A 25751-nucleotide genomic window follows, 5' to 3' on the forward strand; every position below is an offset into this window, starting at 1 on the left:
TCCACCGCAACCAGTTCGCCACCCGCGCCGAGGCCCGGCTGAAGATCGCCACCTGGATCACGGACTTCTACAACCCGCGCCGCCGCCACAGCGGGGCCGCCGGCCTACCGCCAATCGAGTTCGAACGCACCATCAGCGAAGCACGCGCCGAGCACCATCAGCAGGACCAAGCCGCGTAAGGAAGGCCTCTACGTTTCCAGGGGATTGACACGTCTCCGCCAACGCGTCAACGAGCTCCTCACGAGCGATCACCACACGGCGCGCGGCCTCCTCCGCAGCCGCCACCGCCACCTGGACCCGCTCCAGCTCCGCCCGCAGTTCCTCGGCCCGCACAAGCGCAAGCCGTTCACGCTCCTCCAACACCGCGATCACCGACGGCATCCGCCACCTCCATACCCCAGCCTGAACCGACGGCCCGAGCATGCCTAAACGACGAGCAACCTGCCACTGACCTGGGAAGACTTGACACTACGTCCGGTTTGGGAATGCCTTCTGACCCCAGGTGCGCGCCCGCCGCGGCGCGGTCGGCGGCTGGCTTGCCTGGTGCCACCGCTCCCAGACTTCGCCGTCGAGTTGCTCGATCGTCCACAGTTCCGATTGCTCATGGAGCCAGCATCGTGATCGACAGGCTGCATCGCGGCGGCGACAGGCCGGGGCGTCAGTCCATTCCGGAGCGGGGGGCGGAAACGGTTGTTTACGCCCCCGCACGCAATCCAATGAACGGAGACGGCGAAACCGGGGCGTGTTGGCGTCCCGGTCCGATCGGATTCTCTCCGCAGTTTCGCCTCCCCGTTGCGCCCGTCAGGTGAACCCATCGCGGAGGCGAAGGTCAGAGGGCGGGAATCGGCGAAGGCCGGGCTGTTCCGCCGCGTCAAGGCACCGTCAGCACCAGCGCGTGTGGCGGCAGATGTGCCAGCCGTCGCCGGAGCCGCCCGAACCTCCGGAGCCGCCCGTACCGCCGGGGATTCCGTTCGGGTACAGCCTCGTGCGGTTCCGGTCGCGGGGGTACGGGTCGAGGTAGTCCGGGTCACCGTCGTCGTCGCGGTCCGGCAGGTAGGCGTCCCTGCCCCGGTCTGGGGCGGGGCAGCCGTGGTCGGGCGAGGAGAGCGCAAGGCTCACGACGTACACCTCGTCGGTGAGGGGACCGCCGCTCGCCGGGTCCTGCCGGCACACGCGCCAGTCGTCGTACTCGCCCTCACGGGGGAGCGTGTCGTTGAGGTACGCGGCCTCGGCGTGCACATCGTCCTCGGGTACGCCCGCGGCCGTCACCTTCGGGACGGCGGCGCGCCAGGTCAGCCCCAGGAGGTCGGGCATCTTCTTCCACGGCACCGTCTTGCCCTCGGCCTCGGGGCACGGTTCCCCGCGGCGCACGACACCGAAGTCCACGATCGGCTCCTCGGACGATCCGCCGGTCACCTGGAAGCAGACCTTCCACAGCGAACGCGCCGTCACCTCCCGCTTCTGGTCCGAGGCGTCGTGGTAGATGACCGTGAAGCCCCTCCTCCGCGACTTCGGGAAGGCCACGTCCAGCGAGTCGCCCGTGAAGTCGGGCACCGTGGGCATCGTGGCCTCGGGCGTCGCCCGCGAGGCGGTGGGGAAGCGACTCGGGCGCGTGGGCGGCTTCGCGGCCTCGGTGTTCGCCGCCCGGGCCGATGTGTCGGCGGGCTGCTCGGGGAGCACCGCCCAGAAGAGGGCCATCGCCGCGACCGAGGCGACGACCCTGCCCGACCTGGGCCAGGGGTTGCGCCACCACAAGAGGATCAGAGCGACGAGGAGCGCCACCCCGCCGAGCCGGTCGCTCACCAGCCCCAGCAGGGGGACGGCGGCGATGGCTCCCACGCCTGCCGCGCCCGTCTGCCACCAGGGGCCAGGTGCGGAGGAAGGGGGAGGCGAGGACTCGTGGCTCTGGGGGCCGGACATGGTGGCGCGGAGCCTTTCCATCCATATGTGCGAAAGCTGACCGCCCGCATCGTACGCAGAGGGGGGAAGCCGCCCTTCCGGGTGGTGCCCCTGATGCGCCGTGGTGAACCGGGCGGGTGACGGTTCTGCGGCGGCACCGACGGGTTTGCCTGGGCGGACACTCCCGGAACAGCCTCCGCTGCCGGTGGCCGGGGATTGTCAGACACCCCCTAGTCACATCGGCACCGCTCCGCCCCATAACCAGGTACCTGGATACGCGTCCGTGTACCGGGCGTTCGGCACACTTGAAGACTTCGAGAGCGGGACCCTGGCAAAAGCCGGGCTACCGGACTTGCGGAGCTTGGTATCCCGCTCCCTTGAATACGACCGAACCGCCTGCTGATCTACCTCCCCTCCCTCACTGGCCGCCCTCGAGCCGTCCGGGACGGGAGGACTTTTTCTTCCATCACCGCCACCGCCCTACCCCTGCACGCCCGCAATCAGGAGACCTCATGGACTACATCGCTCTCGCCGCAGCCATCACCGCCGGGCTCGGTCTGCTCTGCGCCACCGCCGTCTGCATCGTCGCCATCTGCCGCGCCCACCGGGCCGACGTCGTCTCCGTACTCCGGGCCCTGCCGGGACTCGTCACCGCGCTGCTCCGGCGAAAGCTGTGACCCCGCCCGGGGGAGCACGGCGCTCGAGGAGATCGGCAGCCATGGCGCTCCGTACTCCGGGGTCGGTCGCGACGTGCTCATGCGCCCACCGCAGCAGCCGATAGTGCCACCGGGCAGGCGCCATGCCGAAGTTGTCCATGGTTAGTCACCATTAGGCGTATGCCCCGGTATTACCGCTCTCGAGCGTCAGGGTGACGACAACGAACGCCGTTGCCGCGGCGCCGCCCTGTAGGTCACGATCCGTCACTCATTGCCCCGTGATGTGGCGTTCGTGTCCTGTCCTGTCGTCCCGTGGCTGCCGGGCCTGCATCGCACCGGACCCAGGTGCGGGGCTATCTCCCGCCAGATCCGGGTGTGGGTTTGCAGACGTCGCACGCTGTGGCCCACCCCTGCTGGACAAAGATCGCGGCCTCACGGTCGCTGGCCCGGGTGAGGCGCCCTTGGGCGGCCCAGCAGTCGGCCCTGTGCAGGATGAGGGCGCGCTGATCCGGGGTGTCCTGGGGGAGGGCCTGGAGTACCCACTCCGGGCGGCCGCCGCCAGCCCGTTCGGTGGGGACCTGGCCGTAGTCCTCGCCGTCGACGGGGCGGACGGCCGCGGCGGGTACGTCGATCGAGACCTCGTACGCCCACTGCCCATCGGCGTCCCGCCGCCGCGCGCGGAGGCGCCCTGCGACGGCACGTCCCCCGGGGAGTGTGACAGTCACACGCGGGGCCGGTTGGGATACCGCTCCGGGATCGGACACGACTACCCCGCCTGGCCCTCGGGCTCCTCGTGGGTGTGTTTGAGCGCCATCCGGGCCTCGACCACACCCTCGCCCAGCGTCGACCAGTACGGGTGCGTCGATACCTCGATGCTCAGCCGGCGCAGTTCATCCTGGAACCGGCGCACCTCTGCGGCCTGATCTTCCGTGTACCCGGGGCTGTCCGGCTTCCCAGACTGGTAGGTGGTGTGGAGCTGCTTTTCGCTCTCCCAGCCGGGCATGGGTTCCGCCGACCACGGCAAGGTGGCGGCGTACTCCTCGTATGCGGTGCGGGTCTGGTGGAGCGCGAGCTGGGCTGCACGGAGGTCTTCGGGAAAGTCGTACGTGGGCACGCATTAATGGTACGTCTGTTCGAATATCGGATGCGAATGACGCGCCGCACGCCCCCGAGGAGGCGCAAGGCGGCCGATGGCACCGAGACCCCCGTCTACGGCATGAGTGACCGCCTGGTGCTGGAGCCGGTCGGCACCACCGTCAGCACGGACGACGACGACAAGCTCACCAAGGCGCAGAGCGCCGCCGAGGACATCCTCGCCAACAACGGCTGGGAGCTGGTCGACAAGTGGAAGATCGTCGACAACGCCATGTACGCCACCGTTGAGCAGCCACTACGAACGAAGTCCCTCGATCGCCGAAGCAGAAGCGCGACTGCTGTATTACAAAGCCCGATGGGCCGACGACTGACTTCCGCGAGCGAGCCCGGCTGGTGCCCTTGCCCGTGGGGAGTGGGCACCGGCCGAGCGCGTGGCTACTCCGTCTTGTCTGTGTGCTCCCGGATCGCCGCGGCGACGTCGAGCAGGGCGTACGCGATGGCGGATAGCCCCTCCCCGATCGCGTCGGTCTGCATGTCCTCTCCCGTGTGCTCTGCCGCCCGGTCCGCCCGGCTCTCCGCGTAGTCCTTGTACAAGCTCATGGTCGTCTGTCCCTCCGCCCCCGCCGGTTCCTCCGGCGGACGGGGCAGACTGCCCCGCCCGGGGCCGAGGGAACCGGGCGGGAACCAGCCATTGGCCGGGGCCTACCGGCGCGCGACCGGGGCGGAGCTCCGAGCATCGGCGAGGACGATGCCGGGGGCGCGGTGCACCACCCGGTAGAACGTCCACTGCTGCGGGCCGGGGGCGAGGCGGAGCCAGTTGCCGCTCCAGTCGTCCGGAACGATGAGCGCCAGGCCACCGAGCGGGCCGCCTGTGAGTCGCGCAGATCGGCCGCCCTCGCGCGGTCGACCACCGACGTCACCGCCGAGCTGCGTCGCAAGCTCGACGAGGCGAACGCCCGGTGAGCCACGCCTTCTACAGCGACGCCGCCGAGAAGATCCGGGCAGAGCTGACACCAGGCGAGCGCGCGGCCGTCGAAACCGTCCGCCGCTCGCTGGAGGACGACCCCGACCCCGACCACGCCCGCGGGCTGCCGGACGCCGACCCCGGTTCGGAGTCGTACGTGGTCGAGCTGCTGCCCGAGCAGACGGGCGGGCGCGGGATCTCCGTGGTCTACCGCTACAGCCAGGACCTGGACGCCGTCCTCATTCTCTGGCTGCTCGCCGGCGGGTGATGCGGTTGTGCCGCTCCACGAACTTGTCGATGAAGTAGAAGATCAGGTCGTCGGGTTCCTGCCGGCCGTCGATGTGGTTCTCGGGGAACAGGGCGACGATCACCCGGGAATCGAATCCGTCCGAGCACGCCGTGATGTTGACCGGCATGGTGTTGCTGCCGTAGCGGCGGGCCAGGTGCGGATCGGTCGGCAGGGTCTCGTACGTCAGGTAGTCCAGCGAGAGCCGGGGGAAGTACGAGGCGTTGAAGAGCGAGAACAGGTGGTGGTCCCGCTCGGTGTTGATGTGTTTCTTGGTCCGGAGCAGCCGGGGCGCCGGGCCGTCCGCGCGGTCGTCGGCCCGCAGGTCCTCGATGAAGGCGCGGACGACGGGCTGGTGGCGCAGGTGCTCGGAGGATTCGAGCTGTTTCCGCAGGTCCGCGAGGAACGCGGGGGTGGTGACGTCGGTCCCCTTGGCGATGCGCCCGCGTATCTCGTTGACCTCGTCGATGACCCGCTTGATCTCGTTCGGCACCGCTACCGCCTCGTCGTCGTGGGATGGTTCTGCCGTTTCCAGTACTCCAGGCCGCCGATCATTTCCTTGACCCGGAAGCCGGCCGCCGCGAGTCGCGCGGCGGCCCTGGAACCCGCGTTGCAGGCCGGTCCCCAGCCGTAGGTGACGTAGACCGGTGCGGGGTCCAGGGCCGCGAGGGCGGCGTCGGTCAGCTCGGCGTGGGGCAGCGACAGCGCGCCGGGCAGGCACTCCTCGGCGTGCGCGGCGGCCGTGCGGGCGTCGGCGAGGACGAATCCGCCGATGCCCGCGTCGAGGTCGTGCCGGACGTCGTAGGGGTCGGTCTCGCAGGCCAGGCGGGCGCGGAGGAAGTGGTCGAGGGCCGTCTCCGGGTCCGCCGCCGGGATGCCGAGGACGCGGGAGCCGGACTCCTCGGGCGTCGCGGTCCCGTCAGTGTCCGGTCGTGCTCCGTTCCGGTGCTCGTGCCGCTGCGGGGTCGCGGACCCCGTGGTCGTTCTCGTCACTGTTCTCATCAGTCTTCTCCGTGTTCTCGGGGGGCTCCGTGTTCTCGGTCCCGGCTTCCGCGATCCAGCTCTCGATGAGGAGCTTTCCGATGGAGTCCGGTCGGTAGCCGTGCCCCGCCTCGACGTGGGCGCGCAGCTCGGCGGCGGTGAACCAGCGGGTCTCGACCAGTTCCGCGCCGTCGACGGCGGTGGTCTCTGAGACGGCCTGCGCCCGGAAGCCGATCATCAGGCCGGCCGGGAACGGCCAGGCCTGGGAGCCCTGGTAGGCGACGTCCTTGACCACCACGCCGGCCTCCTCGAAGATCTCGCGGCGGACGGCGTCCTCCAGGCTCTCGCCGATCTCGACGAAACCGGCCAGGGTGCTGAAGGCCTCCGGTCCGGCGCCCGCGTGCCGGCCGAGCAGGCAGCGCCGCGGCTCCGCCCCGGCCTGCTCGACCAGGGCGATCACGGCGGGCTCGATCCGGGGGAAGAGCAGCTTGCCGCAGCCGCCGCAGACCCGCAGGTGCCCGCCGTCGCGGCTCTCCGCGGCGTCGCCGCAGGCGCCGCAGAACCGCTGGTTGCGGTGCCAGTGCAGCAGCCCGCGGGCGTACGCGAGGAGTCCCGCCTCTTCGGTGCCGAGGGTGGCGACCAGGGCGCGTACGTCCTGGACCGCGTCGGCACGGGTCAGGGCGAGCGCCTCGTCCTCGGGCCGGTCCGACAGGTCCGCCGCGAAGACCGCGGTGTCGCCGTCCAGGCCGAGGAACACCGGCTCGGGGGCCGCGTCGAGCACGGCGCGCGCGGCGGCCGCCGTCGCGGACACCGGCACGCCGCCCCGCACCAGGCACTGGTCGCGCCAGAGCGACACGACCCGGGTGCCGGGGTGGTCGGCGAGGCCGGTGATCCAGGCGGTGTCGGCGCGCCGGTCGCCCGCGCGGTCGAGTCCGAGTCCGGAGTAGTACATGGTGGAGCTCCCGTCGTCGCTGCCCAGCCGTGGTGGGGGCTGGGGCCGAGGTGGCCGGCTCATTCCTGGCCGCGTGCCGCGACGGACCGTTCCACGAGAGCGACGCCGAGCAGGGTGAACTCCTCGGCCAGGTCGTCCGGGCAGTCGTCCAGGAGGCCGGCGACAGCGTCCCACACCACCCGTGCGGCCCTGACCAACAGAAGGTCCTGGCGCGGTGTGAGGTGGTACTGGAATCCGAGCATCTCCAGCGGCGCGGCCGTCGCGACGAGGACGTGGTCGGGCAGTTCGAGCAGCCAGCGGTCGAACCGGTCCGCCTCGACGATGCGGCCCACCGCGGTGGCGACCGCGTCGATGTCGGCGTCGGAGGCTTCGCGTTGTCTGCGCAGCATGACGGTCGTTCCTCTCCTCCCCTCCGCCCACTAGTTCTCGTAGCGGATGGGCTCGTACGAGGCGAGGCGTTCGAAGTCCCGGTAGAGGGCGGCGTAGTCGTGGTTGCGGACGAGGAAGGTGCCGCCGTTGTCGATGAGCGAGGCGCCCTGCTGGATCTCCTCGCCGACCCGGACCTTCCACTTCATCTCGACCTCGCTGGTGAGGTCGGGCAGGACCAGTTCGCTGACGATGCCGGGGCGCTTGGGCAGGACGGCGTCGAAGCAGTACATCTGCTCCTGGTCCCACGGGCGGCTGGGCAGGCCGGCCTCGATCTCGAAGGCCAGGTTCAGCAGGGCTACGGCGTAGTTCTGCTGCATGGCGGCGAGTCCGGCGAGGCCCTTGAAGCGGGCGCCGACCTCCAGGAAGACCAGTTCGTCGTCCTTGGTGTGGAAGAGCTCCAGGTGGCTGGCGCCGTCGAGCTTGCCGAGCGCGTCGAGGACGGTCTCGGCGAAGGCGATCATGCGGGGCACGCGCGGGTCGTCGTCCTGCCGACACCCGATGGGCCCGCCACCACCACGGTGACGGGCCCTTGTCGTGGCACCCGCGCAGCCCTCCGGTGCAACCCCGGGCGCACCTGTGCAGCCACCTATGCAGACACCTCGAGGTTGTTGACAGGGCGCTGGCGGCGTCCGCTGCTGGTGACCCAAGGCACTTCCGAGATGCAAGTTTCCCATACTCCAGCGGCGGTCTCCGCTGCGTTCGATGACCCGAATCTGATCGCGCATGCCGGGCTGGTTCCGGTGATGCGGCTGGCCGAACGGTGCGGGCTGTCGGGCCTGGTGACGCAGAAGGTGAAGCTGAGCGGGACGACGAACGGCGCGGGTGCGTCGGCGGACATCAAGGTCAGCAGCATCGTGGCCGGCATGGCAGCGGGCGCGGACAGCATCGACGACCTCCATATCCTGCGGCACGGCGCGATGCCGACCCTGTTCCAGGGGGTCCGTGCGCCGTCCACGCTGGGCACCTTCCTCCGTTCGTTCACCCACGGTCACGCACTCCAACTCCACGCTGTCCACCGCAGGTTCCTCGGCCAACTGGCAGCGCACACCCCGCTGCTGCCCGGCTCCGGCGAGAAGGCGTTCATCGATGTCGACTCCACCCACAAACGCGTCTACGGCCGGACCAAGCAGGGCGCCGAGTACGGCCGGTTCAAAGGCATCCGCACCCTGCACCCCCTCCTCGCCACAATCTGCACCCCGCACGCGCGGCCGGTGATCGCCACAGTCCGGATGCGACGCGGCAAAGCAGCAGACTCCCGAGGCGCCCCGAAGTTCGTCAGTGAGGCGCTGGCCACCGCCGTCGAGGCGGGCTGCACCGGCACCCGGATCCTGCGGGCCGACTCGCAGTTCTACAACGCCGGGGTGATCGCCGCCTGCCACCGGGCCGGAGCCCACTTCTCGATCACCACCGGCATGAACCCCTCCATCAAACGGGCCGTCCTCGGCATTCCCGACCAGGCCTGGCAGCAGATCACGTACCCCACCGCGGTGCCCGATCCCGCAACCGGTGAACTCATCTCAAACGCCGAAGTCGCCGAGATACCCGCCTACACCGCCTTCGCCAGCCGCACGAAAGCAGAGCGGTTCACCGCCCGACTGATCGTGCGCCGCGTCCGCGACCTGGCCAAACCCGCCATTGAGGGTGAGCAGGGCGAGTTGTTCCCCGTCTGGCGCTACCACCCCTTCTTCACCGACCAGCCCGCACAAACCCTCCAGGCCGAACGCGAACACCGGCACCACGCCGTCATCGAGCAGGTCATCGCCGACAGCAAAGCCTCCGCCCTGGCCCACCTGCCCTCCGCACACTTCAACGCCAACGCCGCATGGCTCACCCTGTGGGCGATGACCTACAACCTCCTGCGGGCCACCGGCGCACAGGCCTCCGCCTTCCACACCAAGGCCACCACCACCACAATCCGCACCCACCTGGTCCACGTTCCGGCGCGCATCGCCCGCTCCGCCCGCCGCATCACACTGCACCTGCCACACAACTGGCCCTGGCAGCACACCTGGACACACCTCTTCGACACCGTTCACGGACCGGCCGGCTGACACGAACAGTCCCTGCCCACCCCGCCCGCAAGGGCCCAACCGGAGCCGAAGAACGTGGAAAAGCTGGGCAGACCAGCAGATACCACCTGCCCACACCCGGCCACCAGCCCAAAGCGGACGCAGAAGTCGATCAGTAGATCACTCTCGAACCACCTCGGCGGATTGAGGCTTAGAGACCGCGCAGATTGGCGGCGCGAGGCAGCCGCGACAGCAAGGCAGGCACAGGTCTAGGTGATCATGGAGTTGCGACGCTCTGTGATCACTGGGGAGACCTGTGCCTGTCCTGCCATCATGGCTGACCAACCCGCTCTGGGGCCAATTCGAGGCGCTGCTGCCCGAGCGCCCGACGGTCGATCCGACCCATCCGCTGGGAAGCCACCGTCAGCGCATCAGCGACCGGATTATCTTCGACAAGCTGCTGCAACTGCTCCGGTTCGGCTGCTCCTACCAGGCAATCGCCGACACGACCTGCTCGGCGACCACCATCCGCAACCGCCGCGACGAGTGGATCCGGCTCGGCGTCTTCGCCCGCCTCAAGCAGATCGCGCTCGAGTCCTACGACCGCATCGTCGGGCTCGTGCTCGACCAGATCGCCATCGACGGCTCCATCACCAAGGCCCCCGGCGGTGGGGAGGTCGCCGGGCGCTCACCGGTCGACCGCGGCAAACAGGGCCTGAAACGCTCAGGCATGACGGATGGTTACGGAATACCGCTCGGCCGGGTCCTGGCCGGAGCGAACCGCCACGACTCCCCGCTGCTCGCCCCTACCCTGGACCGCCTGGAGGACCTGGGGCCACTGCCCGACGACATCACCGTGCACCTGGACGCCGGCTACGACTCGGACAAGACCCGCACCGAACTCGCCGCGCGCAGTCTGCACGGCCGCATCGCGCACAAAGGCGAGAAGGCCCCGATCCAGGCCAGCCAGCGGTGGCACGTCGAGCGAACCCACGCCTGGCAGAACGCCTTCTACCGGCTCGCCCGCTGCTACGAACGCCGCGCAACGGTCATCGACGCCTTCTTCGACCTCGCGGACACGATCATCACCGTCCGTAGCCTGATCCGCCAGGCATGGACGACCCACCGCTGGGCCGACCGCCCGAACCGCCGCCCATGAGCACACGCCTATCCGCGCGAGCTCTTACGCGGTGGATCCGGGCTTGTAGCCCTGGAGGAATGCTGGCGCGACCAGTTGTTGCCGCTCCAGCAGTTCAGGCAGCTCCCGTGCGAGCTTGGGGTGAGTCTGCTTCCACTGAGGGGAGTGCGCCACGAACTCCCGGCTGTTGAACACGGTGAACCGGTTGATGGCGGCCACATCCAGGCGGGATACCTCGTCCGGGTCACGGGAAATGATGAGGGCGAGGCTGCTGCCGAGCGGCACTGTGATCCGCCGGAAGTTGGTGAAGCCGATGCCAACGCCGTGATCGAAGAAGCCGGTAGGTATATCTGGCGGCGGGGTGCCCACGATCCCTGACATGCACAGAGGATTGTCGCTGACGATCAGGCCGCCGCCGCGTGGCCGGTAGCACGCCCAGTGCATGCCGCTGGATAGCAGGACCGACACCAGGTGGTTCCACTGGTCCTTGTAGTGGGCGTCCTCGTCGTTGCGTGCCTGCCATGGCCAGATTACCGACTGGGCGATCAGGCCCATCATGCTGGACTGGACTTCTTCCTCGTTCAGGTCGTAGTCGTCGACGCCCACGGACTGGTTGACCACGTGCCGTAGGAAGCGGCTGCGCTGCCACTGCAGGGCCAGCAGCCAAGCCAGAGCCTCCCGGGCATGCTCGGACACGGCACGTTCACGGCGTTGCACGAGCTCCTTGACGACGGTGGCGGCCTGCCCTTCGATGTCGCCCATGGCGGCTTCCATCGACGAGTGGTCGGGATCTTGCCCAGGCCGGTAAATCGAATGCCCGTACTTGCGCTGACCTGTCTCTTTCACATTCCTTTGGAAGGCACGTCCGCTGGCCCATTGGTGCACGTACAGCTGCCCGCCTTGTCCGGCGAAGTACTTGAGCAGGAACTGGGGGACGAAGTGGTGTCTCACAGGGTGCGGCGGCATACGGGGGACTGTAGCGGTGCCCCTGGCGCTCCTGCTCGCGCGGAAGCTCAGCGACGACTTGCGAAACTCGCCTAGGCCGTACAGGGGTCCGAGGAGTATCCGAGCAGGGATCACCGCTACGGCGTTCAGTTTCCTGAACGCTTCGGGCTCACTGGTCAGTGGCGGCCTTGGCGGAACGGGTTGTATGCCTCGAAGGGGTCCTCGTCGGTTTCCCCACGCCGTCGGCGCTCGGCCTGGTACGCGGTCCACGCGACGTCTCCCTGCTGCGTGGAGCGCCAGGGCGTTTTGGTGCGGTCGCAGTACTCGGCGTAGCTCAGATCCGGCTCGGCCAGCCTGCGGCGCCGTTCGGCGCGCGGGTCGGCGGCGACTTTGGCCGCCTGCAGCTCCTCCACACACCGGGCACGAGCCAGTTCCTCGACGTCGAAGGCGATGCGCCGCAGGATTGCCGCGACCCTGGGCAGGCGGATCGGCACGGCACAGGTGTCGGGGAAGTCGCCCTCGGGGCGGAGGTTGGCGGCCGGCGGGCACGGCTTGCTGTCCAGGTGGTCGATCCACTCCGCGCACTGCCGGACCCATGCGACCTCGTCCTGCAGGCGCTCGGCGATGCGCGCACGACCGGACAACTCCTCATCGTCGCTACCGTCCGGGTCCTCCGGGGCCGGCCAACCCGCGGCACGCAGCAGCCCGAGCGCGGCATCCAGGGCGTCGAGATCAGCGCCCTTGGTGAGTTGGTGCACCCGGGTCGGCGACAGCCCCGCCGCCTCGGCGACCTTCCGGACGGAGACCTTCTCGTGCCGAGCGGCAGCCAGGGCCCAGACCCGCTCTCGCTCAGCCTGCTCCAGCCGCCACGCGGCCCGCCGCACCCGCGCCAACACACGCCGCTCGCGGCGGAACTTCTTCAACCACTCCGTCACCCGCGACAGCCTGCCACCCTGCCCCGTACCGCCCATCAGCGTTCAGGAAACTGAACGCCGTAGCGGTGATCCCTGCTCGGATACTCCTCGGACCCCGCCTAGAGCAACGATCCCTGGGAAAGCGACTGAGAGGAGATCACCATGGGGACCTGGGACGTCGGCCCCTTCGACAACGACGACGCCGCGGACTTCGCCATCGCCTTGGACGAGGCAACCATGGACGAACGCGAAAGTCTGGTCCGCAGCGCACTCACACGCGCTACCAGGACCACGGACTGCCTCAGCACACCCGACGCCGTGCTGGCAGTAGCTGCTTCCGCTCTGGTCGTCGCCCAATGCCCGGGCGGCGAACCGACCTGTCCGAACTACGGCCCCTCAGAACCAATGCCAGAGTTCCCCGCCGGCCTCAAGATGCTGGCCGTCGACGCCCTGGACCAGGTCGTCGCAGCGCCGTCCGAGCTTGCCGAGCTGTGGGACGAAGCCCCGAACGGTTCCCAATGGCGCCAGGTGGTCACCCACCTGCGCAATGTCCTCGATCCTCCGATCCCGCCACAGGAGGACGTCCTCTTCGTCATCTAACTGATAGCGCGCAGTCACCAGCCACAAAAGCTGAGCGAGAGCCCCGGTTACCGCTGGTCGCCTCTGTGGGCATTTAATGTCGATTTGCGACGGGCATTTCGACCCGCTTCGCCGTATTCATCACCAACGTGCACGGCCTGAAATGCCTGGAAGCTCCGCATTGACAGGACTCTTCTGCCTCATTTTCAAACCAAACGGAATCCAGTACTGAGAAGCGGATTAAACGGGCTCACGGGTCGCCGCCCGGAAAGCCGTGAAGGCGAACGTAAGGTGCGAGTTATCCCGAAGATAGTTGGCCACCCGGGCGACTTAGTACCGCAATCCATCACTAAACGCCCTCTCAGAGGGCGGTTTGTGAGGTGCTGTCCGTTTCGAGGCGAGGTTGAGAAGCGGTGTCACCTGGTGGGGCGGGGCGGAGTCACTGCCGCGGGTAGGTGCCGAGGCGGAGACGCAGCTGAGCAGTACAAACTCGCGTGAGCGTGCGGGGCTGTATCTGCCAGACTGCTCCGGCGTGAGCACTTCGAACGCCCTGCCGATTCTGCGAACCCCAGATCTACTGAACGCCCACCAGGCGGTTCAGCGCCTGCTGAGCCTTGCCTTCCCCATGGACAAGTTCCAGGTCGGCGCGGAGGCGCAGGCACTGACGCTGGAAGAGGCACAGCGCATGGTTGCCGCCTTCCCGAAGGCATGGGTCAGCCCTGACGACCCGTACTGGCCCGAGTCCGACGACGAGGTCCGGCGCATGATCGTGGCAGGGGACCCGCGGGTGTCGGTTCTGCTCCCTGTCACGCTCTACCTTGAGAGCCGGCTAGTCGGGTCGATCGAGAAGGCGTTCTTCGGTGTGATCGGTTCCGGGACAGCCTCGATCGACTGGGACTTCTTCAGCTGGCCGGCCGTTCCGGAACTCGGCCTGGAGATCCGTAACAAGGACGCGAAGGTCCAGATCGCCATCAACAGCCGGGACGTGTACCGCGACGCGCCCGCCACGGATCACACGGTCTTCATTCACTTCCGGGAGGGTGACGTGGCGCGTGCCGAATGGCTGGCCCAGCAGGTTGGGCTGCAGCCGATCGGGCCGGTGGAGTGCGGCTGGTAGCTGCCGGTGGCGCTCTGGTCCTAGAGGTCGTGGGGGTTCGTTCGGCTAGTGCCGCAGCAGGCAACGTTTGCCCTGTTGTGATGGGACGCGCCGTCCGGAGTCCTTGGCTGGAGGCCTGGAGTGGCTAGGGGAGTGACGTCTGGGATGGTGGAGGCGCTGGTCGGACTGTGAACTCGAACTCAACGCACGCGCCCGCTTCGCCCGCCTACCTCGCGGTGCTGCGCTCACCAGTCGGGCTGGGGGTGGCCACTTCCCTTCTGCTCTTCACCGTGGTCGTCACGGACATACTGTCTATAGCCTCGGGTGGCTATCTGTACGACCTGCTGCGCGGCATGCCGCGCTCCGCGACGGCCCTGGGGACGTTCCCCGGCGTCGAGAACAGGCAGTTCTACTACGACCTCTCCGGCCTGCTTCAGAGCCTGCTCTACCTTTCCACCGGAATCGTCTACGTGTGCTGGCTCTACCGGCTGCGCGACAACGCCGAAGTCTTCGCACCGGGCACTCACCGACGGGGCCGCAGCTGGACCGGCTGGAGTTGGCTCATCCCGGTCGTCAACTTGTGGTTCCCGCGGCGGATCACCCTCGATATCTGGGACGCGAGCCGTCCCGTGGGACCGTACGCGCCCAACCGGTCGGGGCATGGCCTGATCAACCTCTGGTGGGGCTTCTGGCTCGCCGAGGGCTTCGTCTCCCTGGCCGGCGGCGCGGTCTACGACACGGCCGAATCAATCGGCCAGACGAACGTGGGTCTCGGCCTTGTCATGCTCAGCGACCTCCTCGACGTCGTCTGCGCCGTTCTCGCAGTCCGGCTGGTCCGCACCCTGACGCACATGCAACACGTCAAGGCGCTGAACGGACCGACTGGCCGGGACGCAGAGCCGCACAGCCAGGAGTGACTGAGAGGGCGGTACGTGACTTTATGTCAGATTTGGTGCTGCGGTTGGGATAGGCGAGCCGGTCGCGTAACCGTCAGCAGGCTACGGTCGCGGCTGCGTGAACAGTCCCGGTTCGGCCTCGGCCAGGATGCTGCGATCGACCAGACGCGTGAGCTTGGCGCGGATGCCCTCGGTGTGCTTAGCCAGGATCGGCCGGTCCAGCGCCTGGCCCAGCTGACGTGCCCGCAGCGGCCCGTCAGTTTCGGCGAACACGGCCATGATCGGCTGGTAGGCCGGGTGGTCCGGCAGTGCCGGGCCTGACGGGGCGGGCGCCAGCGCCCTGGTCGGGAGGGTCCAGGAGTGTCTTGCGGGTGATCCTCATGCGGTCGGCGGCCTGGTCGAGTTCGCCCAGCCGTGCGGTCAGCTCTGCGATCTTGCCGCGGGCTGCCTCGGCCTGCGCGATGAATCTGCTCCTCGCGGACTTGAAGTTGCGCCAGCCCGGCCCCGAGAGTCAGATCGTCCCGGCTCATGCGCCCCGTCAGGGCGCGGTGGAGGTGCCGGTCAGCCGGCGGGCCATCACATCGCTTAGCACCCAGTACACCCGGGATTCGGAGCTCGCCGGGTGGTGCTCGTGGTCGCGAACCAGCCGCCGGTGCAGGCTGACGGCCGTGGGCCGCCCAGGACCGGGACCCGGGCGGCGTGTCATCCCACAACAGGGCGAACGTTGCCTGCTGCGGCACTAGACGGTCACGCTCGGGGCGGGAGTGCTGTCCGGGCGACCGTGCACCGCCTGGGCGGCAGGGGCGGCCTGTCGGGCGCGGGCGGCCAGTACGACCGGGATGCGGGCCACCACGCCCATGTCGAAGTCGTCGGCAGGCTGCCCGGCGGTCAGGGCGCCGGCGAGCCTGCGGGCGGCGAGCGCCAGTGAGCGGAACGGTCGCTACGGCACTTGCTCCGTGGAGACCGAGGGGCGAGTCGGGCCACCAGACGTCACGGAACTTCCGTTCAGCCCGAAAGTGATCCGAAGGTTCGGCGCCACCGTCAGCTCAAGGGGGCTCTTGCCCTCGATGAGTAGTTCATCCAGCACATAGTTTGGGATGACGAATCGCTCCTGCCGGCCGGGCAGAGTAAAAGCCGCTTCAGGCCGAGACACTCGAGAACCTCCTTGCGCCTGCCGAGCCTGAGGACGTGGACGCCGAAGGCCCGGATAGAGAGCGGCATACAGTTCTTGGAAGTTCCTTACATGCGTGCGACCGTTGGGTGTCAGCTGCGCCGCTGGCACTTCGTTGAACGTCTGCTGCCACACGAGGGAACGCGGCAGCAGCTGCAGAGTCTCGGAGCCTCCCAGCAAGGTGGAGAAGACCCACGATCCGTCAGGGTGCGTGCCCGCATCGTGCAGGTTCACCAGGACTTGCCATGCGTCGGATGGCTGAGCTGTCCGATGAAACCCTTCAAGCAGTTTCGGGATCCTGTCGATCTCTTGGTCGTAGAGCTCTCTCCATCGTTCTATCGCCGCCCATGCACGCTGCTGTCGCATGGGCTCGGGATCGAAGTCGGCGATGATCTTCTCGCGTTGCATCCTCACCGACATCTGCCGCAACTCACCCAGCAAGTGCGTCATGAGACGCCGTATCCGCTGCGGGGGGCGCCCGTACAAGGAAGAAAGCTGCAGAACACAGGAATCGTCGATGTCCGGCCCCTTCCAGGTTCCGGGCTTAGCCACATACCGGTCCGCCAGCGACTCGGTGAGAACTGCTGTCAGCTGGCGCCGCTCCTTCACTGCGGCCACGTTGTCGATGGCCGCCTGCAACTCACGCTGTGACACGCCCAGGGTCCCTGCCACGTCATCAAGGAACTTGGGGCGTCGCACAGGGACGATCCCGTTCTGCTCGAACCGGCGGTAGGACTTCGGTGAGATGCCCAGTGCCTCAACCACGTCTCTCGCCGTGAGCCCGCTCGCACGGCGGATGTCCGCCAGATCCCACTCCTTTCGATGCCCCCGCCGCATCAGCATCCGCGGCACCACGTCCAGGGCATCCGCGAGCTCACGGATGCGCTTCGGGTCGGGCGTCTGATGCCCGTTCTCGTAGGCCAGGATCTGTGACTTCGTCGTACCGACCCGTGCCGCGAGAGCTGCGGCTGTCAGCGGCGCTGTCCAAGGCACTCCATCACGGTCCACCTCCATGTAGCCGGTTCGGAGCGCAAAGAGGGCAGCTGGATCAAAGTCCGCCAGGCCACGCGCCATGGTCATCCCCTTCAACTACCGGTGAGGACCTGTTTAGAGGTACCTTTTGTTTCACCCAGTTGGTGACTCTGAAGAGTAGCGGAGGTCTCTGACCTGCGGATAGATCGTTTTTAGCGGCCAAACGGCTAGCTGGAAGCGAGTAAATAAGCGAGGTTAGGGCGAGCCTTAGAGTCTATTGGCTGCAGCGTTTGGGAAGACTCTCCATGCGTGCTGTGCATAGAAGAGTGGCCCCGTACCCCCTTGGTTAGCTAGACCGTAGGCGGGGGCACGAGGCCGGCGAATGGGAGCTTCGGCTCCGTACGGGTCCCCTGTTCCACCAGGGGGCCCGTCGCCGTTTACAGGTCCAGCAGATGACGCAGCAGGGCGCTGAGCCCTTGAAGTGCCAACCAGCCGAGAGCCTGCTTCACGACCTTGCGGGTCCGACTCTCCCCGCCCGGAGGCGGGGTTGCTTCCATCTCGCATCACCTCCCTCCCGGGGCGGTCGACCCCGATCGAGAAAGACGACCGAAGCACCCAAAGGGAAAGGCGATAGACAGACTCTACCGGGTGCCGACAACAGTGAGGTGCTCTCCAGTCCCGGTCCAACCCTCAACTCCACGGAAAGTTACTTCGCCTGATGGAGAGGCAGATTCGGAACCCCTTCAACCGCTTTGCTTTTACTGGGAAGTAACACCCAAGAGGGGCATGGGAGGACTTGTTTCTCTTCGAATTCTCGTCAACCTCGGCCTGCGAGCAATCAATTGCAGGACTGCTCTCCCAGCCGAGGAGAGCACGCAGGTCCCACAACTATCTGCTCGCACAGCGTGATGCATGCCACACTCTGAGCAATGGTCGTCTGCTCTGGAAGGGCACCTACGAACCGGCGAAGGACGAGGAGGGCCGCTGGTACTTCCGGTGGCGCGACCCGGCCAACCCGAACCGTCTGGACTGAGGCTGCGAGCGCGTGCGCAGGAAGTGGACGGCCCAAGGCGAGGTCGAGAACCCGGCGAGCTGACCGTCCAGGTGGCCGCACGCGGTGCGGGAGCATGTTCCCCATGCCCAACCACCCTTTGGACCCTTCTGGTGGCCGCCGTCACCGCCGTGGTGACCGCTCTCGCGGTCGGTCTGTTTGTCACCCCGCGCATGGAGGCCCGCAAGAAGCGGCTGGGCGAGGTCCACACCGCCCGAGATACCTTCGGCGCGAACATGCTGCGGATCATCTCCGCCTGCTCACTCCTGCAGAGGTTCGAGCTGCCTGCGGCCGACGATCCCGACTGGACGCCCGTCATGCGCGAACGGCTGGCGGGTGAGCGGAGCCGCTGGTGGCAGCAGCTTGACGAGGCCACCGTGTGGCTGCTCGACAACGCCGCGACGTACGCCGGCAGCTGGCCAAACTCCCGCATCATCCGGTTCGCCATCGACTACGCCGGTCACGCGCGTGCGGTCGTGCTTTCGGAACGGGAGGAGGCCACCAAGGTGGAGCTGCTGCTCGCGTTGACCGTGCCGGTCCAGCGGCAGTTCTTCGGGTGGCCCTGGTCGCGCGCTCGTCACGTCGTCGTCGATCACCGCGCTTTCGCCGAGACCATTGCCCTCATCAGTGGCGAGCCCAGCACCCCGTAGCCGGGCAGACGACAGGGCTCTGGGCGAGAGGCGACATGACGGTGGGCGGGACCAACTGGTCTCGCCCACCGTCATGATGAGGCTCAGCGAAGCTGTGGAGGCTTCCGGGGTGGCGGGACAGCTGGCAGGATCTCCCACAGCGGTCGCGCGCCCCGGGCCCACTGCTCCAGCACCCTTCGGTCGACCAGGTGCAGGCGCTGCTGCCGGGCGAAGTCACGGGCAGGCCCGGAGATCCTTCCGTTGGTCACCATCACGACGACGTCGCCGCCGTGCACCGGCCGGCCGGTGCCGTTGAGCGTCTGCAGCTCCGGAGTCCCGACAGCCGAACCGTCCAGCCCCTTCCTGCGGTGCTTGCACTGGATCACCCACAGCCGGCCGAGCGGATCGTGCCCCTTTACGTCGGCGCCGAGGTCGCCCCGGCCGCCGCAGCGCCGCGCGTCGCGGGAGCCGTCCCGGGCCAGCAGGTCACGTATGGCGATCTCGAAAGCGCTGTGGTGCATGGCGTCCAACTGGCCGAGCGAGTAGGTCAGGCCCTCGACCCGCAGCTGCGCGGACCGCATCTGGTCAACCTGCCGGTAGATCCAGCCCGCGAGGGCGAGAAGCGCCAGCAGGCCGAGCACGACCAGGACCCACCAGTGCGCCCACACCCACTGTCCGACCTTGACCAGCACCAACCCGACGACCACGAGCCCGCCCAGCGCGAAGAGCAGATCTTCGTCGCTCTTACGCCGCCGACGCGGGCTCACCGGAAGGCCCCCGCCGCCACGGCGCCCAGCGTCCCGCGCACATCCCGGCCGGTGTAACCGGCGCCTTCGTATCCCCTGTTCCCGAGCACAGTCCCCCCTCGTCTGCAGCTCCCCGCCGCCTTCATGACAGCACCCGATACCGACAGTCGGCCCGCCGTCGGGATCACCCGTCCGGAAATCGCTGTCCGCAGCCCAACGGGTGTTCCCAGTCCAGGAGTTGGCCGCATCGGATTGTCAGTGCCGGTCGCTACCGTCGAATGTTGCGCCGAGGAACACCCGGCCCCGCCTGGGGGCATTGCCCCCTTTCACCGCCGAGGACCGCCCGTGACCTACGTACGCCCCCACTACCGCCGCGACGGCACCTACGTCAAAGGCCACAACCGCCGCACCCGGCCGCGCACCGCACAGCCCCGTACGGCACCCCGACGCGCCATCCCGCGGACTCGCCCGGTCCCCGCCGGACCGACGACCTACGTACGCCCCCACTACCGCTCCGGTGGTACCCGCGTGCGCGGGCACCACCGGTCCATCAGACCGCGCACCATCGCCGTGGTCGCGGGCACCGGGGGCGGAGGTCTGCTGTTGTTCCTGTTACTGCTGGCCCTGGCCAGCGGACCGGGAGCCAGCAGCAAGGCACCGGCCGGCACCACGCCGTCGCATGCGGCATCGGTCCCGGCCACCCACCACCCGTAGGTCTCACCCTGCACGCCGAGGGCCTGTCAGATCTGACGGGCCCTCGCGCAGCGAGCGGACACGGCAGGGCCCCGGGCGACCGATGACGCCCGGGGCCCTGTGCTGTCTGCAGGTCAGCCCGCGCGTTCGTAGCGGACGATGGCAAGTTACTGGCTGCGGTCCCACCGGATCGGGTACGACACCGTCGGCGTCGGTCGAGGCGCGGGCTTGTCCCAACCGGGGAAGTGCACCGGATACACCCCGGTCTGCTGCGGCCGGGGTAACCGCTCGCCCGACCCAGCGCCGCCGGCTGACCCGCCGCCGCTGCTGCCGAAGCCGACGACCGCCAGGGCGATCACGGCGAAGATGGTCAGCTCCCGCCGGGCCCCCGGGTGCCACCGCGAGTGCGCCCGTACCTTCGTTCTGTCCGCCCGCTCGTACTCTCCTACCTGCACCACGACGTGCTTCCCCTCCCCTGGGCAACGCGCCGCAGCGGCGCAACGGACCATGAAAGCAGTCGCCACTGACAACGGGTGAGCTTTGATCACGTTCGGGGATCACGGGGCGGTCCGGCCGCAGCTCGCGGCTGTCGCTATCACTGGATTAGGACGGTTCCGACGCCGTGATCACACCAGCCACCTCGAGATCATCTCACCCGTGACCAGGTGCTACAGGGCAACTGTCAGGCGTGCAAGACGCGCACGGCGAGCAGCGTCTGCCAGGTCCAGCCGATAGTGACGGAGACGCGCTGGATCAGTCCACCGAGGTCCACCCAGCGCTGATGCTGGCTGAACGCGGCACTGGACAGCGCCGTCGTCGTAGATGGCCCACCCGGGCGAGCTGGACAGGGCGAATACGAAACAGGCCACCGTAAGGGCGAGGACGGAGATGAAGAAGCGCGGGCTGCTGCCCGTTGGCGACCAGGAGGTCGGCCGGTGAGTTCCACCCGGCAAAGAAGGAGCCGGCACCGCGGGGGCGATGCCGGCTCCGGTGGTCTCGAGCTGCAACACGAGGCCGTAGGTTCCCTGTTCGGCTTGAGTTTGGAGTCAGCAGCAATCAGGGCAGGGCCCGCCCTACTCGGTGCAAGCCCAGGTGCTCGGATCGTGGCAGTGGCGCCCAATCTCGTGCAAGCCCGAATGGCGCATGTTTGCATCAACTCATTTATTACCACGAGTGACCGACACAGTTGGCGATCTCGATCTAGGCAACAAAGCCCCAGGTCACCAACATATGCGTGGCCAGGTGCTGACTCTGAGTCGCATTTTTCGGTTCAACGCACTTCGCAGTGCGCTAGGGCGCCGATGCATCAACGACCGTCATATGAACCCGGCCGGGGGAATCGGGCCCGCTGCGGCTGCCACCATCTAGTCCACGCGCACCACACCAAGGCGGCTGCAACCGCCTGCATGGTCCGCCGAGTTGGAGTCAGCTGCCCGTGTCCGGCGACCGATTGGTCGCCGGACCATAAAGATCAGGTAGGTAAGCGTGCCGAAGTCCCAGTCCGTCTCCTGTGTGGAGAACGGATCCTCATCCCGCCGACGTCTGAGCGGTGCCGAGGCCATCGTCATAATCGTGATCGTCACTGTGGCGGCGGTCCTGGCCACAGTCGCGGGCATGACCGTGCCGGTCGTGCTGCAGGTGCTCTTGGGCGCCGGGCTGACAGCCGCCCTGGTGGTCGGCTTGGTCACCGGAGCACCGATCCGAGGGGTGCGTACCGTGCTGCGCGCCCTGCTGAGTCCGGCTGCGTGAGGTGACGGTCATGTGCCGTCGCGAGAAGCCGATCACCACCAGCAACAAAGCGCTGCGCGAACTCCAGGAGTGGCTCCGTGGCCAGCGGGCCCGCACCGGACAGGGCTACCGCGCCCTGTCGGTGAGGGCCGGCTGCCACGCCACGACACTGCAGCGGGCCGCTACCGGCGAGACCGTACCCAAGCTACCGACAGTGCTCAGCTACGCCCGGGCATGCGATGCCTCGCCTGACGAAGCCCGGCATCTATGGAAGCGAGCCCGGTACGAAGAGAGCCGCCTGGTACGAGGTGGCCGCAGCCGCCCCGCCCCGCGTCCGGAGTTCATTCGCGACTTCGTCGACCTGAGCGCCGCCCTGGTGGACCTGTACGAGAAGGCCGGTTCTCCGGCGCAACGCACCATGGAGCAACGGGCGGGCGGGTACGGCGCCCTGCCCCGTAGCACCGCGCACCGCATCGTGAACAAGCGGGCGGTACCGCACACCCTGGCCCAGTTCCGGGCGTACCTGAGGGCCTGCGAGCTGCCCGAGGCGGACTGGGCGCGCTGGGAGGCAGCCTGGACACGTGCGTGGCGCTACGAGAAGAGGGATGACTTCGATTCCCTGGGCGCGTACGGCCTCGGGCCACGGATTCTGCACGAGTCCCCCTGGTTCGAGACGCCGGAGTCGATCACGCAGGAGATGCTTGAGGTGCTCCCAAAGCACGAGCAGGCGGACGTGAAAATCCACTTGCAACGGCCCGGCCCGATACCACGAGTGCCGGTTTTTCAGGCGAAGCACGGCGATTCGGCCCGACGCCTTCAGCAGCACGTGAGGCGGAAGCGCCAGCGCCAGTTGGAGCGAGAGTAGCCTGGGCAGTTGGCCTTCTCCGCCGAGGCCCTCTTGTCCCGTCGCAGTGCATCTGGCAGACGGTGAGCCGCTGACTTGCTGGGATGCCATGCATCGTCGCTGCGTTCTCGAAGCACCGCCGCTCCCCCGGCGGTGCTTCGCCGTTGGCTTGGCGGTCGTCGCCCTGCTGTACGACAACCCACACCGCCCCTGCTCGCACCTCCGCTTGACCGGATGCGGTGAAGAAGGCGACTCTGCCCGATGCCGAGCAGCGGCCGAGATGGTTCGGATTCTGTGGTTCACCGAGGTCCGTAAGGACGACCAGTGCCCGGAGCCCGACCCGCGTACCTGATGCGCCGACGTACGCCGGCCTCCGGGGACCAGCGGTCAGGCCACATGAACCAGATGCGGTGAGGGGCGCCAGAGCTAGCTGGCGCCCCTCACGGATTCTGCCGCTATCGGCACGGGGTTGACTCACGCGCCGGAAACCTGACAGGCCCTTGCGAAAGAGATCCAATGAAGCGCTTGTGCAAGATGATTGAGAGAAACTAAAGTGAAGGGAGCTTCTCTTTGCTGTGTCCTGAAGTGTGATCATTCGGAAGGTTGGTGAGCGTGCAGAACGGAGAATCTCGCTGGGCAGTCGACCTGTTCGGCTCCGAGCAGGTAGTGCTTGTCCGGGAACGGCTCGGTCAGGCCTTGGTTGATATGCAGGCCAACGCCCGAGCGGCGCAGAACGAGGGCGAGGTCGACACCAACCATCCGTACGGTTGGACCCGTTGGCCGGGCTCGTACACGCAGGTGGCCCGGCAGTTCGAGGACGTAGAAGGTGCTGTGGTCTTCAAGCCGAACGGCTTTCCGTTCAAGCTGGTCCACGTGGGCCGGGGCTTGCTGTACCCGTTCCGTTTCTCGACGGAGGACACGCCCATCCGCAGTGCGAAGCTGCCCTCCGTAGGGCCCTTCATCCGGGAGTTGTTCACTCTCGCACCCCGGCCCTCACAGACCAGCATCTTCGACGAAAATCCCGAGTTCGGACCTGGCTCGGTCGAAGTCCGCCCCCGGCTGGCGTCGCTGCCGGAAGGCACCCAGCTGGTGCTCGTGCCGTACGCGTGCAACCCGCACGGTCTTCTCATGCCCTATTGGGGCGTGGCGTCCCTCGTCGACGAGCAGGGGACGCTGGAGTGGGTGACGACACCGGAGCCCCTGCCCCTGGCGGCTACGCCTACCCGGCGTAGGCTCAGCGTCGTTCCGCCGCAGGTCAGCATGGTGCAGCACGCCAGCTTTGACTCCGGCGAGCAGCCCGTCCCTCTGCTGTTCGCCCGGCCTGACGCGGAGCAGGGACGGGACGTCCCACCCATGACCGAGCCGGAACCGATCGAGCCGTTGGCACACGAGGACAATGAGAACTGACCAGCCCCTCCTGCCGGGCATGGCGGAGCGCGGCACCACACCGCGAGCCGTCTACGACGCCTTTGACCCGGCACGCCTCACCCAGGCAAGGCGCCTGGCCGGGATGACCAAGAAGGACGTCGCCGAACGCTTGGGGGTGAGCCCTGCAGCCGTCGGCCAGTACGAGACAGGAGTGTCCAAGCCCCGCCCCGACCTTCTGCCGCACCTCGCCGAAGTTCTCGACGTGCCAATGCCGTTCTTCATCGCCGGCCGCCCGAGCAACCGGCTCGACGCCTCCATGGCCCATTTCCGCAGCCTGCGCAGCACCCCTAAAGCGCAGCGGGAACGTGCCCTCGCCTTCGCCGAGCAGGTCTGGGAACTGACCTATGCCCTGGAGAAGCGGGTGCAGCTGCCGCCCGTTGACCTGCCCGGCTTCGCCGGAGGTGAAGTGCATCCTGGCCTGGCCTTGCCGCAGGAACCGGCGGCAGCTGCGCGGGAACTCCGTCGGCAGTGGGGTCTTGGCGACGGCCCCGTCACCCACCTCGTACGGCGCATGGAGGCTCACGGCATCGTGGTCGTCTCGCCGTCCGCTGCCGACGAGGCGGCCCGGACCGTCGACGCCTTTTCCTCCCGCTGCGCCCGCCCTCTGGCCGTGCTAACTCCCAACCGCACCGACGACATCTACCGGCACCGCTTTACCGCCGCCCACGAACTGGGGCACCTCGTCTTGCACGGCGACGCCACCGGTGACAGTCGACAGGAGCGCGAGGCCGACGCCTTCGCCGCGGAGTTCCTCACCCCCGCCACGAGCATTGCCCCCCTGCTGCCCCGCCGTCTCGACCTGGCACGGCTCGCCGAACTGCGCAAAGTCTGGGGCGTCAGCGTGAAGTCCTTCATCTACCGCTGCCGGGAACTTGGCATGATCTCCGACGCGACGGCGAGCCGGGGTTACCAACGGCTGCGCACGCTCGAGGACCAGCCAGGCTTCGCCGCCGAGCCCGTCGACGGTTTCCCCGGCGAGCAGCCCGTGCTGCTTTCCCAGGCCTACGAGCTGGCCGAGAGGGAGAAGGGCCTGACCATTTCGAACCTTGCCGAGGAACTTGCATGGCGTCCGGCGCGCGTGCGCCAGCTGCTCGGCGTACCCGACAGCCGGCCGGTCCTTCGGCTGGTGTGACCTGTTCCGGCGCCGGTGGCCAGCATGCGGCCGGCGCCGGAACAGGCCGTCCTCCAGCAGGTACTTGCGCCGGTTGTACCGCTGAGTGGTCCGGGGCATGGCCCCGGGCGGCCGATGGTGCCTCCCGCGGCAGGAGGCACCCTGGCGGCACCTCCGGTTACTCCTGCGGACTCACCAGCGGTACGACAGCGCCGTCGGCCGGATCCCGCCCCGAACCGGGATGCAGGGGCGGTGCGGCATGACGGCGACCGCGGAGCCAGCGGGCCGTCCAGGCCCCGGCACCCAGCGCGAAGGCGGCGCCGAGGCTGCCGAGGAATTCGGGCAGGGCGGCGCGGAAGAGTTCGTACACAGGCAGCCACGAGCACCAAAGGGCCCCGACCGCACTCCGGTACTCCTTTACGTACGTTGGCTTCGCTGTCTGGTCTCCCGCCCCGGGCCGCGGGCGCTGACACATCCTGCTCGCGTCCGGCCAGGACGGCGGACCAGTCGGGCACAAGGAGGAAGGGTGACCAAAGAAC

General features: G+C 68.1%; 32 protein-coding genes. 17 read left to right on the top strand and 15 right to left on the bottom strand.

The features are described from left to right. Positions 1 to 882 precede the first annotated feature (882 nt). Entirely contained in the window at positions 883 to 1941 is a 1059-nt protein-coding gene (locus ACNPQM_RS21275) for a hypothetical protein (protein WP_418085280.1), read from the bottom strand. A gap of 470 nt (positions 1942 to 2411) precedes the next feature. On the opposite strand from ACNPQM_RS21275, the gene ACNPQM_RS21280 reads away from it, so the two are divergent. Next, complete coding sequence (locus ACNPQM_RS21280) at positions 2412 to 2576, top strand: hypothetical protein (RefSeq protein WP_418085281.1); 165 nt, start codon at positions 2412 to 2414, stop codon at positions 2574 to 2576. 332 nt (positions 2577 to 2908) lie between these two features. Here ACNPQM_RS21280 and ACNPQM_RS21285 read toward each other — a convergent pair whose 3' ends face one another. Both ACNPQM_RS21285 and ACNPQM_RS21290 read right to left on the bottom strand, forming a co-directional pair. After that, positions 2909 to 3280, bottom strand: coding sequence for a DUF6233 domain-containing protein (locus ACNPQM_RS21285; RefSeq protein ID WP_418085282.1), 372 nt, complete (start codon positions 3278 to 3280; stop codon positions 2909 to 2911). Positions 3281 to 3321: 41 nt separating this feature from the next. Continuing rightward, positions 3322 to 3669: a hypothetical protein gene (locus tag ACNPQM_RS21290; RefSeq protein ID WP_418085283.1), complete on the bottom strand. Its 348-nt coding sequence runs from the start codon at positions 3667 to 3669 to the stop codon at positions 3322 to 3324. 102 nt (positions 3670 to 3771) lie between these two features. On the opposite strand from ACNPQM_RS21290, the gene ACNPQM_RS21295 reads away from it, so the two are divergent. The 3 genes from ACNPQM_RS21295 (at position 3772) to ACNPQM_RS21305 (ending at position 4882) form a co-directional block, all read left to right on the top strand. Beyond that, on the top strand, positions 3772 to 4233 hold the full coding sequence (locus tag ACNPQM_RS21295) for a hypothetical protein (RefSeq protein WP_418085284.1): 462 nt from the start codon (positions 3772 to 3774) through the stop codon (positions 4231 to 4233). A gap of 179 nt (positions 4234 to 4412) precedes the next feature. Then, on the top strand, positions 4413 to 4613 hold the full coding sequence (locus ACNPQM_RS21300) for a hypothetical protein (RefSeq protein ID WP_418085285.1): 201 nt from the start codon (positions 4413 to 4415) through the stop codon (positions 4611 to 4613). Continuing rightward, on the top strand, positions 4610 to 4882 hold the full coding sequence (locus ACNPQM_RS21305; RefSeq protein WP_418085286.1) for a hypothetical protein: 273 nt from the start codon (positions 4610 to 4612) through the stop codon (positions 4880 to 4882). Before ACNPQM_RS21300 ends, ACNPQM_RS21305 begins: the two co-directional genes overlap by 4 nt. Here the strand turns inward: ACNPQM_RS21305 and ACNPQM_RS21310 are convergent. The 5 genes from ACNPQM_RS21310 to ACNPQM_RS21330 are packed head-to-tail and all read right to left on the bottom strand — an operon-like array spanning position 4854 to position 7732. Beyond that, positions 4854 to 5393 (bottom strand): hypothetical protein, encoded by a 540-nt coding sequence (locus ACNPQM_RS21310; protein ID WP_418085287.1) that lies wholly within the window; start codon positions 5391 to 5393, stop codon positions 4854 to 4856. The two genes, ACNPQM_RS21305 and ACNPQM_RS21310, sit on opposite strands and share 29 nt — an antisense overlap. A gap of 2 nt (positions 5394 to 5395) precedes the next feature. Then, a complete protein-coding gene (locus tag ACNPQM_RS21315; protein ID WP_418085288.1) occupies positions 5396 to 5902 on the bottom strand; it encodes a rhodanese-like domain-containing protein in 507 nt (168 codons plus the stop codon). Beyond that, positions 5820 to 6833 carry an NAD(+) diphosphatase gene (gene nudC / locus ACNPQM_RS21320; RefSeq protein ID WP_418085289.1) on the bottom strand — a complete coding sequence of 338 codons (1014 nt, stop codon included), beginning with the start codon at positions 6831 to 6833 and terminating at the stop codon, positions 5820 to 5822. The genes ACNPQM_RS21315 and nudC overlap by 83 nt, the downstream gene beginning before the upstream one ends. A gap of 59 nt (positions 6834 to 6892) precedes the next feature. Further along, on the bottom strand, positions 6893 to 7222 hold the full coding sequence (locus ACNPQM_RS21325; protein ID WP_161247492.1) for a hypothetical protein: 330 nt from the start codon (positions 7220 to 7222) through the stop codon (positions 6893 to 6895). Between the two features lie 30 nt (positions 7223 to 7252). Beyond that, a complete protein-coding gene (locus tag ACNPQM_RS21330; RefSeq protein WP_418085290.1) occupies positions 7253 to 7732 on the bottom strand; it encodes a hypothetical protein in 480 nt (159 codons plus the stop codon). Positions 7733 to 7921: 189 nt separating this feature from the next. Between ACNPQM_RS21330 and ACNPQM_RS21335 the strand changes: the two genes are divergently transcribed. Together ACNPQM_RS21335 and ACNPQM_RS21340 are read left to right on the top strand one after the other, a co-directional pair. Next, positions 7922 to 9313 (top strand): IS1380 family transposase, encoded by a 1392-nt coding sequence (locus tag ACNPQM_RS21335; protein WP_418085291.1) that lies wholly within the window; start codon positions 7922 to 7924, stop codon positions 9311 to 9313. A 274-nt stretch (positions 9314 to 9587) separates the two neighbouring features. Continuing rightward, a complete protein-coding gene (locus ACNPQM_RS21340; RefSeq protein ID WP_418085292.1) occupies positions 9588 to 10430 on the top strand; it encodes an IS5 family transposase in 843 nt (280 codons plus the stop codon). 24 nt (positions 10431 to 10454) lie between these two features. Here the strand turns inward: ACNPQM_RS21340 and ACNPQM_RS21345 are convergent, their stop codons facing one another. After that, complete coding sequence (locus ACNPQM_RS21345; RefSeq protein WP_418085293.1) at positions 10455 to 11375, bottom strand: DUF4238 domain-containing protein; 921 nt, start codon at positions 11373 to 11375, stop codon at positions 10455 to 10457. 155 nt (positions 11376 to 11530) lie between these two features. Continuing rightward, positions 11531 to 12289: a hypothetical protein gene (locus tag ACNPQM_RS21350; RefSeq protein WP_418085294.1), complete on the bottom strand. Its 759-nt coding sequence runs from the start codon at positions 12287 to 12289 to the stop codon at positions 11531 to 11533. A 141-nt stretch (positions 12290 to 12430) separates the two neighbouring features. On the opposite strand from ACNPQM_RS21350, the gene ACNPQM_RS21355 reads away from it, so the two are divergent. The 3 genes from ACNPQM_RS21355 to ACNPQM_RS21365 all read left to right on the top strand — a co-directional run bounded on the left by ACNPQM_RS21355 (position 12431) and on the right by ACNPQM_RS21365 (position 14860). Further along, the gene (locus ACNPQM_RS21355; protein WP_418085295.1) at positions 12431 to 12868 is read left to right on the top strand and encodes a DUF4259 domain-containing protein; all 438 of its coding nucleotides are present in this window, start codon (positions 12431 to 12433) and stop codon (positions 12866 to 12868) included. A 511-nt stretch (positions 12869 to 13379) separates the two neighbouring features. Next, positions 13380 to 13964 carry a hypothetical protein gene (locus ACNPQM_RS21360; RefSeq protein ID WP_418085296.1) on the top strand — a complete coding sequence of 195 codons (585 nt, stop codon included), beginning with the start codon at positions 13380 to 13382 and terminating at the stop codon, positions 13962 to 13964. A 167-nt stretch (positions 13965 to 14131) separates the two neighbouring features. After that, positions 14132 to 14860, top strand: coding sequence for a DUF4328 domain-containing protein (locus tag ACNPQM_RS21365; RefSeq protein ID WP_418085297.1), 729 nt, complete (start codon positions 14132 to 14134; stop codon positions 14858 to 14860). A gap of 81 nt (positions 14861 to 14941) precedes the next feature. On the opposite strand, the gene ACNPQM_RS21370 is transcribed toward ACNPQM_RS21365, so the two are convergent. Then, positions 14942 to 15118: a hypothetical protein gene (locus ACNPQM_RS21370; protein ID WP_382610395.1), complete on the bottom strand. Its 177-nt coding sequence runs from the start codon at positions 15116 to 15118 to the stop codon at positions 14942 to 14944. Between the two features lie 502 nt (positions 15119 to 15620). Between ACNPQM_RS21370 and ACNPQM_RS21375 the strand changes: the two genes are divergently transcribed. Continuing rightward, positions 15621 to 15767, top strand: a complete 147-nt coding sequence (locus ACNPQM_RS21375; protein ID WP_418085298.1) for a hypothetical protein — start codon at positions 15621 to 15623, stop codon at positions 15765 to 15767. 12 nt (positions 15768 to 15779) lie between these two features. Here ACNPQM_RS21375 and ACNPQM_RS21380 read toward each other — a convergent pair whose 3' ends face one another. Continuing rightward, a complete protein-coding gene (locus tag ACNPQM_RS21380) occupies positions 15780 to 17084 on the bottom strand; it encodes a helix-turn-helix domain-containing protein (RefSeq protein ID WP_418085299.1) in 1305 nt (434 codons plus the stop codon). Between the two features lie 694 nt (positions 17085 to 17778). On the opposite strand from ACNPQM_RS21380, the gene ACNPQM_RS21385 reads away from it, so the two are divergent. After that, complete coding sequence (locus tag ACNPQM_RS21385) at positions 17779 to 18015, top strand: hypothetical protein (protein WP_418085300.1); 237 nt, start codon at positions 17779 to 17781, stop codon at positions 18013 to 18015. Between the two features lie 131 nt (positions 18016 to 18146). Next, the gene (locus ACNPQM_RS21390; protein WP_418085301.1) at positions 18147 to 18683 is read left to right on the top strand and encodes a hypothetical protein; all 537 of its coding nucleotides are present in this window, start codon (positions 18147 to 18149) and stop codon (positions 18681 to 18683) included. 83 nt (positions 18684 to 18766) lie between these two features. Here the strand turns inward: ACNPQM_RS21390 and ACNPQM_RS21395 are convergent, their stop codons facing one another. Then, the gene (locus tag ACNPQM_RS21395; RefSeq protein ID WP_418085302.1) at positions 18767 to 19429 is read right to left on the bottom strand and encodes a restriction endonuclease; all 663 of its coding nucleotides are present in this window, start codon (positions 19427 to 19429) and stop codon (positions 18767 to 18769) included. 324 nt (positions 19430 to 19753) lie between these two features. On the opposite strand from ACNPQM_RS21395, the gene ACNPQM_RS21400 reads away from it, so the two are divergent. Further along, positions 19754 to 20122: a hypothetical protein gene (locus ACNPQM_RS21400; protein WP_418085303.1), complete on the top strand. Its 369-nt coding sequence runs from the start codon at positions 19754 to 19756 to the stop codon at positions 20120 to 20122. Positions 20123 to 20268: 146 nt separating this feature from the next. On the opposite strand, the gene ACNPQM_RS21405 is transcribed toward ACNPQM_RS21400, so the two are convergent. Then, the gene (locus ACNPQM_RS21405; protein ID WP_418085304.1) at positions 20269 to 20559 is read right to left on the bottom strand and encodes a hypothetical protein; all 291 of its coding nucleotides are present in this window, start codon (positions 20557 to 20559) and stop codon (positions 20269 to 20271) included. A 1114-nt stretch (positions 20560 to 21673) separates the two neighbouring features. Between ACNPQM_RS21405 and ACNPQM_RS21410 the strand changes: the two genes are divergently transcribed. The 4 genes from ACNPQM_RS21410 to ACNPQM_RS21425 all read left to right on the top strand — a co-directional run bounded on the left by ACNPQM_RS21410 (position 21674) and on the right by ACNPQM_RS21425 (position 25233). Next, positions 21674 to 21850: a hypothetical protein gene (locus ACNPQM_RS21410; RefSeq protein ID WP_418085305.1), complete on the top strand. Its 177-nt coding sequence runs from the start codon at positions 21674 to 21676 to the stop codon at positions 21848 to 21850. Positions 21851 to 21860: 10 nt separating this feature from the next. Then, positions 21861 to 22694 (top strand): helix-turn-helix domain-containing protein, encoded by an 834-nt coding sequence (locus ACNPQM_RS21415; protein ID WP_418085306.1) that lies wholly within the window; start codon positions 21861 to 21863, stop codon positions 22692 to 22694. A 591-nt stretch (positions 22695 to 23285) separates the two neighbouring features. Then, positions 23286 to 24080, top strand: a complete 795-nt coding sequence (locus ACNPQM_RS21420) for a hypothetical protein (RefSeq protein WP_418085307.1) — start codon at positions 23286 to 23288, stop codon at positions 24078 to 24080. After that, on the top strand, positions 24070 to 25233 hold the full coding sequence (locus ACNPQM_RS21425) for a helix-turn-helix domain-containing protein (protein ID WP_418085308.1): 1164 nt from the start codon (positions 24070 to 24072) through the stop codon (positions 25231 to 25233). The genes ACNPQM_RS21420 and ACNPQM_RS21425 overlap by 11 nt, the downstream gene beginning before the upstream one ends. A 157-nt stretch (positions 25234 to 25390) precedes the next feature. On the opposite strand, the gene ACNPQM_RS21430 is transcribed toward ACNPQM_RS21425, so the two are convergent. Next, positions 25391 to 25582 (bottom strand): hypothetical protein, encoded by a 192-nt coding sequence (locus ACNPQM_RS21430; RefSeq protein WP_418085309.1) that lies wholly within the window; start codon positions 25580 to 25582, stop codon positions 25391 to 25393. Positions 25583 to 25751: the final 169 nt, after the last annotated feature.

The organism is Streptomyces sp. NPDC056231, from assembly GCF_048270745.1.
Lineage (GTDB): Bacteria > Actinomycetota > Actinomycetes > Streptomycetales > Streptomycetaceae > Streptomyces.